This is a genomic window from Paenibacillus sp. alder61, assembly GCF_020179875.1.
Lineage (GTDB): Bacteria > Bacillota > Bacilli > Paenibacillales > Paenibacillaceae > Fontibacillus > Fontibacillus faecis.
Genome location: NZ_JAIUDG010000001.1, coordinates 431,987 through 441,404, shown reverse-complemented (window position 1 = coordinate 441,404; position 9,418 = coordinate 431,987). Strand labels below are relative to the sequence as shown.

Annotated in this window: 11 protein-coding genes; 7 read left to right on the top strand and 4 right to left on the bottom strand. The window is 54.4% G+C overall.

Annotated elements, in window-relative coordinates; genetic code table 11:
* The first annotated feature begins 4 nt into the window (after positions 1 to 4).
* Entirely contained in the window at positions 5 to 160 is a 156-nt protein-coding gene (locus LBW89_RS27840; protein WP_225038313.1) for an IS3 family transposase, read from the top strand.
* A 318-nt stretch (positions 161 to 478) separates the two neighbouring features.
* Here LBW89_RS27840 and LBW89_RS01945 read toward each other — a convergent pair whose 3' ends face one another.
* The gene (locus tag LBW89_RS01945; RefSeq protein ID WP_148450582.1) at positions 479 to 898 is read right to left on the bottom strand and encodes a hypothetical protein; all 420 of its coding nucleotides are present in this window, start codon (positions 896 to 898) and stop codon (positions 479 to 481) included.
* Between the two features lie 208 nt (positions 899 to 1,106).
* On the opposite strand from LBW89_RS01945, the gene LBW89_RS01940 reads away from it, so the two are divergent.
* Positions 1,107 to 1,487: a DUF423 domain-containing protein gene (locus LBW89_RS01940; protein WP_225038300.1), complete on the top strand. Its 381-nt coding sequence runs from the start codon at positions 1,107 to 1,109 to the stop codon at positions 1,485 to 1,487.
* 95 nt (positions 1,488 to 1,582) lie between these two features.
* Here LBW89_RS01940 and LBW89_RS01935 read toward each other — a convergent pair whose 3' ends face one another.
* From LBW89_RS01935 to mtnK, 3 genes are all read right to left on the bottom strand, one after another.
* The gene (locus tag LBW89_RS01935; RefSeq protein WP_148450580.1) at positions 1,583 to 2,101 is read right to left on the bottom strand and encodes a hypothetical protein; all 519 of its coding nucleotides are present in this window, start codon (positions 2,099 to 2,101) and stop codon (positions 1,583 to 1,585) included.
* A 110-nt stretch (positions 2,102 to 2,211) separates the two neighbouring features.
* Entirely contained in the window at positions 2,212 to 3,321 is a 1,110-nt protein-coding gene (mtnA, locus tag LBW89_RS01930; RefSeq protein WP_148450579.1) for an S-methyl-5-thioribose-1-phosphate isomerase, read from the bottom strand.
* Positions 3,318 to 4,541 carry an S-methyl-5-thioribose kinase gene (gene mtnK / locus LBW89_RS01925; RefSeq protein WP_148450578.1) on the bottom strand — a complete coding sequence of 408 codons (1,224 nt, stop codon included), beginning with the start codon at positions 4,539 to 4,541 and terminating at the stop codon, positions 3,318 to 3,320. Before mtnK ends, mtnA begins: the two co-directional genes overlap by 4 nt.
* A gap of 372 nt (positions 4,542 to 4,913) precedes the next feature.
* On the opposite strand from mtnK, the gene LBW89_RS01920 reads away from it, so the two are divergent.
* The 5 genes from LBW89_RS01920 (at position 4,914) to sufU (ending at position 9,414) form a co-directional block, all read left to right on the top strand.
* The gene (locus LBW89_RS01920) at positions 4,914 to 5,387 is read left to right on the top strand and encodes a Dps family protein (protein WP_148450577.1); all 474 of its coding nucleotides are present in this window, start codon (positions 4,914 to 4,916) and stop codon (positions 5,385 to 5,387) included.
* Between the two features lie 287 nt (positions 5,388 to 5,674).
* Complete coding sequence (gene sufC / locus LBW89_RS01915) at positions 5,675 to 6,457, top strand: Fe-S cluster assembly ATPase SufC (protein ID WP_148450576.1); 783 nt, start codon at positions 5,675 to 5,677, stop codon at positions 6,455 to 6,457.
* A 22-nt stretch (positions 6,458 to 6,479) separates the two neighbouring features.
* Positions 6,480 to 7,781 carry a Fe-S cluster assembly protein SufD gene (sufD, locus tag LBW89_RS01910; protein WP_148450575.1) on the top strand — a complete coding sequence of 434 codons (1,302 nt, stop codon included), beginning with the start codon at positions 6,480 to 6,482 and terminating at the stop codon, positions 7,779 to 7,781.
* Positions 7,778 to 8,992 (top strand): cysteine desulfurase, encoded by a 1,215-nt coding sequence (locus LBW89_RS01905; protein ID WP_148450574.1) that lies wholly within the window; start codon positions 7,778 to 7,780, stop codon positions 8,990 to 8,992. The genes sufD and LBW89_RS01905 overlap by 4 nt, the downstream gene beginning before the upstream one ends.
* Positions 8,992 to 9,414 carry a Fe-S cluster assembly sulfur transfer protein SufU gene (gene sufU, locus LBW89_RS01900; RefSeq protein ID WP_148450573.1) on the top strand — a complete coding sequence of 141 codons (423 nt, stop codon included), beginning with the start codon at positions 8,992 to 8,994 and terminating at the stop codon, positions 9,412 to 9,414. Before LBW89_RS01905 ends, sufU begins: the two co-directional genes overlap by 1 nt.
* Positions 9,415 to 9,418: the final 4 nt, after the last annotated feature.

Genomic DNA, 9,418 nt, shown 5'->3' with positions numbered 1-9,418 from the left:
CTTTATGACCCTGGATGAAGCTTATGAGGCACTAGACCAATACATGGACTTTTACAACAACCGAAAAATTCACGGTAACTTAAGAAAAATGTCTCCAGCGAAGTTCTCAATATGGGTGAGGACACTGGAAGACACCTCTGCCTTTCATAGAGCGGTGTAATACGGCAGAATAAGGAGCAGTCCTGTGAATTCATAAACATTGTAGGGTAGGACTCCGAAATAAGGGGGCCTAGCCGAATCTGCAGGAGTTTTCGACGAAACCGGCTCGTTTCTCTAAAATCGCTGGAAATGCCTGCAGATTTGCATCTTTTTTCGCATCCCCTCGGGAATCAGCCTAAAATACCTGCAGATTTGCATCTTTTAAAGTTGGAAGGGTTGGAAAGTGTACCAGGCACCTTGATCGCCGTGGATCCCATACGATTTGGATGTCTGACGGGGCACCAGTCCGCTGTTCAGCGGATTCAGATGTTCCGCGGAACTACATCAGGGAGCCGACGGTGAACAAGAAGATCAACAGGAGCAAGGAACCGCCCGAGAAAGAGACGCCGAGAATGGCGAACAACTTTTTCCGGTTTTTGATCGCCAGGCCGATGACGCCCAAAATAAGCGCGGCGAGATGAAATACGGCCGAAACCATCATCAATAGAACGCCGAGCAAAGCCCCCATCTGATTCATCATGCTTTCGGCGATAACTTCAATCGGCTGATCCGCGATGCTGACGACGGCAACGGTAACGAGGGCCAGAGACACAATGTATCCGATGATGGCAAGCAGCACTAATATGAAGGAAGCGATCCCTGGGCCGGAGTGCTTGAGGGGAGACATAGCGTCAGGAGCATCCGGCAGGTCCGGGTAAGGTGTAAAACCATTGAATTGATGGGGTTCTTGATTTTCCATGAAATCGATCTCCTTTGAAAACAGGTTATCCTTCTCCCATTTAATGTTTCACAGTTTCCCGGAAAAATCAATATTCGCGTCCCGGTTCGGCCGATGATCGCTCAAGTTTAAAGCTGACCTTCGAGCTGGAAACCCGCCGTGGTCTGGAGTATGATAAGAGGAATGGCAGCTAATTAGCATTCAAATCGGATAGTAAGGAGGGGAAAGCATGCAGCGGAATTTTGCGGGGATCGGGGCAGTCCTGATGCTGCTGGCCGTAGCGCTGGGGGCGTTCGGAGCCCATGTTCTGGAACCGCATATCGGAGAAAAATCGATCGGAACCTATGAAACCGGTGTCCATTACCATATGATTCACGGCCTGGGGATCCTGCTGGCTTCGGTGGCGGCCGGTTTCGGCGGGGAGGCCCGGCGGCTCGTATGGGCGAACCGCCTGTTCCTGACCGGGATCGTGTTGTTCTCGGGAAGCCTGTACCTGATGGCGGTTACGGGCTGGCGCTGGCTCGGTCCGATCACGCCTTTGGGCGGCGTTTCCTTTATCGCCGGCTGGCTGATGTTCGCCCTGGCCGTGACGGGGAGAAGCCGCTCTTAGGCGGTGGAACCGAGGCGGCCAGGGATACAGAAAAACGGCTGGAATGTCTTCCTTAGGAAGCTTCCAGCCGTTGGTTTATGAGCCGAGGGGCTTGTTTATTTTTCACTGAACTCGATAATCTCGTTAAGATTGAAGGTATATACCTGTTTTTCGTCCACATGATAGACATTGATCGTTGACGTTTCCGCAAGAAAATTCAGAATTCGGCAGGGGATGCTGATGCGTTCCCCGTTCCGGTTGACGAGCAGGCGGACGAGGCGGTTATCGGCGATGTGCCGTTTAATCCACTGTTGAAACTCCTCGCTGCCGGCGAACTGCTCGAATGGACTGGTCGTTTTTTTGGGTTCCGGCGCCTTTTTTTCCGATTCCGCATTTGTAAGCCGTTTATAGGATTTGGAGATAATGGACTTTTTTTTCTCGGTCAGCAAGGATTCGATTATTTCACCCAGCTCGATCCCCGAATTGATTTTGTAATCGATAATGTCTTCCCCTTGGTTCAGCACCTGCAGCAATGACTGCAGCGCCTTGGCGTTGGTCTCGTTCCTTATCAGAATTTCCACGTTAAAAAGATAGCCTAAGTCCTCTTTACTCTTGGTTTCGCTGTGCTTGTCCATATAGCCCCCAAAACTTCATTAAATATTGCTAGCACTAAACATCATAGCATTCCAGGGGGGACAAGGGTAGTCCCTAACCAGCATATTTTCACATGGAAATATTTTATATTTTATTTATCCGCAAAGAGCCTGGCCAAACTCTCGCGGTATGGGGCCCGAACGATGCCTTTTTCGGTGATGATCGCCGTCACCAGTTCGTTCGGCGTCACGTCGAACGACGGGTTGAACACCTTGATTCCTTCCGGCGCCGTTCTTTTTCCGAAGGCTTCCGTCACTTCGGTGTCCGGCCGCTCCTCGATCGGAATATCCTTCCCGCTCTCGGTGTCGAGGTCGATGGTGGATAGCGGCGAAGCGACATAGAAGGGAATGCCGTGGGCCTTGGCGAGCACGGCCAGGGAATACGTCCCGATTTTGTTGGCGACGTCCCCGTTGGCGGCGACGCGATCGGTGCCGACGATAACGGCTTCGACCCAGCCCTTCTGCATGACCATGCCGGCCATGTTGTCGCACAGGAGCGTGACGTCCACGCCGGCCTGCTGCAGTTCAAAAGCGGTGAGCCGGGCGCCCTGCAGGACCGGGCGGGTCTCGTCGGCGTATACCCGAAGCGTCATTCCCTGCTCGTGAGCCAGGTAGATCGGCGCGAGCGCGGTTCCGTATCTCGCCGTGGCAAGGCCGCCAGCGTTGCAATGCGTCAGCACGCCCATCCCGTCTTTGAGCAGAGGAAGCGCCGACTCGCCGATGCGGCGGCACACTTCTTCATCCTCCAGGTGAATCGACTTCGCCTCTTCCAGGAGGCCTTGCGTCAACGCCGCGAGGTTGTCCGCGTCCGGTCCGGCGGAAAGCGCCTCGGCGCGTTCTTTCATCCTGCCCAGCGCCCAGAACAGATTGACGGCGGTCGGACGCGACGTCGCCAAATGCGCGGCCGCCTGGTTGACCGCCGGCAGCCAGCCTGCGGGGGCGCCCGCGTAGCGGAGGGCGCCAAGGACGACGCCATAGGCGGCGGCGATGCCGATGGCGGGGGCGCCCCGCACCTTCATCCCGTGAATGGCGTCCCATACCTCCTCGGGCGTCGTCAGCTCAAGGAAGACGATCTCCCCCGGCAGCAGCCGCTGATCGAGGAGGAGCAGCTTGTTCTCCGCCCAGCGGAGACTCAGCAGCGGCCCGTCGGCGCTGGGGCCGGAGCCGGAAGCGGCAGGGTTTGGTTTCGGCGATGAGGTCATACGATCGCTCCTTCCGCTGCGGCGGCATGCTTGGCGATCGTCAACACGTCCTCGATCGATGCGGCCTGCCGCCCGTTCTTGATCAGCGCTTTTCCGAGGGTCAGCGCGGTGACTTTGGCTTGATGGCGAAGGGCATCATCCGCAATCGTATCGATGTCGGCCACATGCGACAACCCGACGATGCGGCGAATGACCTTGCAGCCGGCAAACCCGATCGAGTCTTGCAGCACTTTGCGGAGGTAATGCTCCCGATAAGCGGGCAGCCGGAATATCGGGTCTTCCCCATGCTCCTCCCAAAGCCGTTCGAAATGCCGCTCGAAATGCGCCCATACGTCCCGGATCGTATCCAGCAGCCAGGCGCGATGCTTGTCTTGCAACGCACGGTCGTTGTTCCAGCCCGGCTGGGCGGCGAAGTTCAAGAGCAGGTTGGCGATCACCGCGCCCAGGTCGAATCCGATCGGGCCGTAGTAAGCGAATTCGGGATCGATCACCTTGGTGGACGTTTCGGTCACAAAGATGCTTCCGGTATGCAAATCCCCGTGGATCAACGCTTCCCCGTGCGTCAGGAACTTTTCCCTTAACAGCGCAACCTCCAGATGCAGCTGCTCGTCCGTCCACAGCTTCTCCGCTTCCGCTTGGATATCCGCGGAAATGTCGTTATTTTCGGAATCCCGGTAAGGGTCGGAAAAGATGAGGTCCTCGGTAATTTTGCACAAATCCGGATTGGTGAAGGAAGCGGCCATTTCCTTTTTGCGCTGTTGGTTCATCCCGAGATCCGATGTAAAGAACAGCGTTGTGGCGATGAACCGCCCGATATGCTCGGCAAATCGGGGATAAGTGCGGCCTTCGATCAGGCCCCTCCGCATAATGACGTGATCGGACAGATCCTCCATGATCGTAACTGCCAGGTCGGAATCCCCACCGTACACGGCCGGTACGAGATCCGGGCACAGTTTGTGCTGAATGATCAGCGCTTCGCGTTCAATGCGGGCCCGGTCAAGGCTAAGCGGCCAGGATTCGCCAACGACTTTGGCGTAGGGCAGCGCTTGTTTGATGATCAGGCTTTTATTTTGAGCGGAGCTGCGGATTCTGAACACCAGGTTCAGGTTGCCGTCTCCGATTTCCTCGCATTCCAGTTCGGTTTCCGGTAAGAAAAAGTCCGGTACTTTGCGGGCGAACTCAATTGCATCTTCTACAGTTAACGGGGTATACGCCGCCAATAGAGACACCTCCATAATTAAGGGTTGGTTTGTTGTTGGATTTTATGTTGCAGTCCAGGAAAAAAAGACGAATGCATTCAATTAAAATTTTATTTTTAGTTAGTATATCGGAAAAGTAATTGATTTTGTATCCCTTTTTTTAGATATTCTTTAGATATTCTAATGAAGAGTTTCCTTTTGGCTGAACGAGGCGATCCGGGCGGGGAAATGACAGTCGCCGCGGACGTTCCCTCACATTGAAAACCTTCGTATTTCTTTTTCCAGGAACGGGGCATAATGAAGCCGGTACGATTCGTTTGTTTCGACCTTTACCGGTACGGGTAAATCAACAATGATCGGCGTTTAATACCTTATCGAAAGCGAGGGTTTATGATGGCTAAAACGGACTCGAAGACTTCCGGAAAAACGAAAAAATCCGGTTTGGAGCAGGTTCTTAACGAACAGGTTGCCAACCTGAATGTCCTTTATGTGAAAATCCACAATTATCACTGGTATGTGAAGGGGGACAACTTCTTCACCCTCCATGTTAAATTTGAGGAGCTATATAATGAAATCAGTGAAAAAATGGATGCGATCGCGGAACGGCTGTTGACGATCAAAGGCAGTCCGGCCGCGACGATGAAGGAGTACTTGGAGCTTGCCACCATCCAGGAGGCTACCGGGAAGGAAGATCCGAATACGATGGTGCAAAACCTGATCGAGGATTTCGCCACCCTGTCGGAATCGTTCCAGGAAGGGATCGAGCTGGCCGACAAGGAAGGCGATGAAGCAACCAGCGATCTGCTGACCGGATTCAAAGGCGAACTCGAAAAACATATGTGGATGCTCCGTTCCTACCTGGGCTAAACTAGGTTAGGCAACGGACATGCTTTGAAAGGGCTTTGGCCGATGGGGCCGGGCCCTTTTCTTATGGGAAGGGCTTAGTTTAGGGACCGGCATATGGGATATACCCTTGTACGTTGATTCAGGCAAAAAAGTAGGTTAGAATGTAATGAGAATCAGTGAGAATCATTAGGACACGCTAGTCTAATAATTATTATTTAGAATGATTCTAAATTGATAGTTGTTATGATATAATGACTTCAGTTCAGAAAAAGGTTGGAAATTAACGACTAATGGAGGGAGCAAAAAAAATGGCTACACATTTCGTTGTGGAAGGACTTAAAGCGACAATCGAAGGCAAGGAGATTCTGAAAGGGATCAATATTGAGATAAAGGGCGGGGAAATCCACGCGATCATGGGTCCGAACGGGACGGGGAAAAGTACGCTGGCTTCCGCGTTGATGGGGCATCCGAAGTATGAAGTTACGGACGGGAAGGTTACGCTGGACGGCGAAGACGTCCTTGACATGGAAGTTGACGAACGCGCCCGCGCCGGCTTGTTCCTGGCGATGCAGTATCCGAGCGAAATTGCCGGCGTAACGAATTCCGACTTCCTTCGCAGCGCGATCAATGCTCGCCGCGGCGAGGGCAATGAGGTATCGCTGATCAAATTTATCCGCCAAATGGAAGGCAAAATGAAGGAACTTGAAATGAATCCCGAGTTTGCCCACCGTTATCTGAACGAAGGTTTCTCCGGCGGGGAGAAAAAGCGGAACGAAATTCTGCAGATGATGCTGCTCGATCCGAAAATCGTCGTCCTTGACGAAATCGACTCCGGTCTCGACATCGACGCCTTGCGGATCGTAGCGAACGGCGTAAACTCGATGCGCAGCGAAGAGCGCGGTTTCTTGATCATTACGCACTATCAGCGTTTGCTTAACTATATTACACCGGATTACGTCCATGTCATGATGCAAGGCCGCATCGTCAAATCCGGCGGTCCGGAACTGGCGGAACGTTTGGAACGCGACGGTTACGACTGGGTTAAGGAAGAACTCGGCATTGTGGACGAAACCGTAGGACAAGAAGCCTAAGCGGAAGGAGGAGAACCCAAAGATGACAACTCAAACCGTTCTTCCGGTAGAACCGAATACACTGCAGAGCATTTCCGCGGGCAACGGGGAACCGGCTTGGTTGACCGAAAGCCGCGTGGGGGGCCTCCGGCTCGCCGCGGAGCTTGAACTGCCGAAGCTGGAGAAGACGAAGCTGGAACGCTGGGACCTGAGCCATTTCGGAGCTTTCCGTTCGGGCCAGCCGGCCCGGTCGCAGGAACTGCCTGCCCAAGTCGCATCCCTGGTCGATTTGAAAGAGGACAGCAACCTGCTTGTCCAACACAACAGCTCGGTCGTTTACACCCGGTTGTCCGCCGATTTGGCGGCGAAAGGCGTTATTTTTACCGATCTGGAAACCGCTGTGCGCGAACATGGCGATCTGGTTAAAACGTACCTGCATACGGCGGTGAAGCCGGAGGAGAACCGGCTGACCGCCTTGCATGCCGCGCTTTGGAACGGCGGGGTCTTCCTGTATGTTCCGAAAAATGTCGAAGTGGAAATTCCGCTGCAAAGCATCTTTCTGATCGACGACCCGTCGGCCTCTTTTGCTCCGCACGTATTGATTGTGGCCGAGAGCAACAGCCGCGTCACTTACGTCGATAACTACATTTCCGGTTCCTATGAAAGCAAGATCGTTCATAACGGAGCGGCGGAAGTCTTCGTCAAGGCCGGAGCGAAGGTTCAATTCGCTACGGTGCACCATCTCAACGAGCAAACGACGGATCTGATCCATCGCCGCGCCGTGATCGACAATGACGGCAGCATCGAGTGGATCGTCGGCGAAATGAATGCCGGAGATTCCGTGAGCGAAACGCTGTCGATTCTTAAAGGCAACGGCTCTCTGTCCGACGCGAAAGTGATCGCGGTCGGTTCCGGCTCCCAAAAGCTGAACTACACGACCAAAGCGATTCACTTCGGCAAGAGCTCGGATAGCCAAATGATCACGCGGGCCGTCATGCGCGAGCAGGCGACTGCGATTATTAACGGGATTACGAAAATTGAAAAGGGCGCAACGAAAGCGAACGGCGAGCAGACCGAAAAAGTGTTGATGCTGAGCCCGAAAGCGCGCGGGGACGCCAATCCGATTCTGTTGATCGACGAGGATGATGTCACGGCGGGTCACGCCGCGTCCGTCGGTCAAGTGAACCAGGAGCAAATTTACTATCTGATGTCCCGCGGGATTACCCGCGAGCAGGCTGAGCGTTTGATCATCTATGGTTTCCTCGCTCCGGTCGTTTCCGACATTCCGCTGGAGCAGCTGCAGGAACAATTGCAGGGCCTGGTGGAAAGGAAGTTAGGCCAATGAACGCGGAGCTGATCAAGGAGCAATTTCCGATTCTGAATCAGGAAATCAACGGCCATCCGCTCGTTTACCTCGACAGCGCGGCGACTTCCCAGAAGCCGCGGGTCGTGCTTGAGGCGCTCCAGCGATATTACGAATACGATAACGCCAACGTGCACCGCGGCGTTCATACGTTGGGCAGCCGGGCGACGGATGCCTATGAGGGAGCCCGGGAGAAGGTGGCCCGGTTTATCGGGGCGGCGCGGACCGAGGAGATTATTTTTACCCGCGGTACGACGACCGCGCTGAACCTGGTCGCCTCCTCCTACGGCCCATCGGCCGTAGGCGCCGGGGACGAAATCGTCATTACGCAAATGGAACACCACAGCAACCTGATTCCGTGGCAGCAGCTCGCGCTGAAAACCGGGGCGACGCTGAAATTCATTCCGCTCCAACCGGACGGCCATATCGCCATTGAGGATGTGGAGAAGACGGTGACCGACAAAACGAAAATCGTCGCCACCAACTACGTGTCCAACGTGCTCGGCGTGGTTAATCCGGTGAAGGAGATGGCGGAAATCGCCCATCGACACGGCGCGGTCATGGTCGTCGACGGGGCGCAAAGCACCCCGCACATGAAGGTGAATGTCCGGGATTTAGATTGCGATTTTTACGCCTTCTCCGGACATAAGATGTGCGCTCCGACCGGGATTGGGGTACTATATGGTAAGAAGCATCTGCTGGAATCGATGGAACCGATCGAGTTCGGCGGTGAAATGATCGACGATGTCGGCCTGTACGAGTCCACCTGGAAGGAGCTTCCGTGGAAATTCGAAGGCGGTACGCCGATCATCGCCGGAGCGGTGGGTCTGGCGGCAGCGATCGATTTCCTGGAAAGCATCGGGATGGATGAGATCCACCGGCATGAAACCCGGCTCGCGGCTTATGCCATCGAGCGGTTGTCGGAGATCGAGGGCGTTACGCTCTACGGACCGCGCCAACGTGAGGTCGGGCTGCTGACGTTCAATCTGCTTGATGTGCATCCCCATGATGTGGCTACCGTGCTGGACTCGCAGGGTATCGCGATCCGGGCGGGCCATCATTGCTGTCAGCCGCTGATGCGCTGGCTTGAGGCCAGTGCGACGGCAAGAGCGAGTCTGTACTTGTATAATACGGAGCAGGACATCGATCGTTTGGCGGAAGCTTTAATCCAAACAAAGGAGTACTTCGCGTAATGCAATTGGACGATTTATACCGCCGCGTTATTATGGATCATTATAAAAACCCGCGCAACCGCGGAAAGTTCGAAGATGGCGGCCTGACGGTCGACCTGAACAACCCGACCTGCGGAGACCGCATTTCGCTGCAACTGAAAGTGGAAGACGGCATCGTCAAGGACGCCCGTTTTACGGGAGAAGGCTGCTCGATCAGTATGTCTTCCGCCTCGATGATGACGGAGGCGGTCAAGGGGCGGACCTTTGAAGAAGCGATGGAACTCGCGGAGCGTTTTTCTTCCTTGATGAAGGGGGAGCCCGCGGAATTCGACGATTACGAGGATATCGAAGCCTTGTCCGGCGTCAATAAATTTCCCGCCCGCATCAAGTGTGCGACGCTGGCGTGGAACGCCCTGAAAAAAGGGATCAACGAAGGATCATAACTTA

Bases quoted from the DNA above. Each gene is read 5' to 3' on its own strand.
- LBW89_RS27840 (WP_225038313.1), top strand. From the start codon at position 5: ATGACCCTGGATGAAGCTTATGAGGCACTAGACCAATACATGGACTTT.
- LBW89_RS01945 (WP_148450582.1), bottom strand. From the start codon at position 898: ATGGAAAATCAAGAACCCCATCAATTCAATGGTTTTACACCTTACCCG.
- LBW89_RS01940 (WP_225038300.1), top strand. From the start codon at position 1,107: ATGCAGCGGAATTTTGCGGGGATCGGGGCAGTCCTGATGCTGCTGGCC.
- LBW89_RS01935 (WP_148450580.1), bottom strand. From the start codon at position 2,101: ATGGACAAGCACAGCGAAACCAAGAGTAAAGAGGACTTAGGCTATCTT.
- mtnA (WP_148450579.1), bottom strand. From the start codon at position 3,321: ATGACCTCATCGCCGAAACCAAACCCTGCCGCTTCCGGCTCCGGCCCC.
- LBW89_RS01920 (WP_148450577.1), top strand. From the start codon at position 4,914: ATGGCTAAAACGGACTCGAAGACTTCCGGAAAAACGAAAAAATCCGGT.
- sufC (WP_148450576.1), top strand. From the start codon at position 5,675: ATGGCTACACATTTCGTTGTGGAAGGACTTAAAGCGACAATCGAAGGC.
- sufD (WP_148450575.1), top strand. From the start codon at position 6,480: ATGACAACTCAAACCGTTCTTCCGGTAGAACCGAATACACTGCAGAGC.
- LBW89_RS01905 (WP_148450574.1), top strand. From the start codon at position 7,778: ATGAACGCGGAGCTGATCAAGGAGCAATTTCCGATTCTGAATCAGGAA.
- sufU (WP_148450573.1), top strand. From the start codon at position 8,992: ATGCAATTGGACGATTTATACCGCCGCGTTATTATGGATCATTATAAA.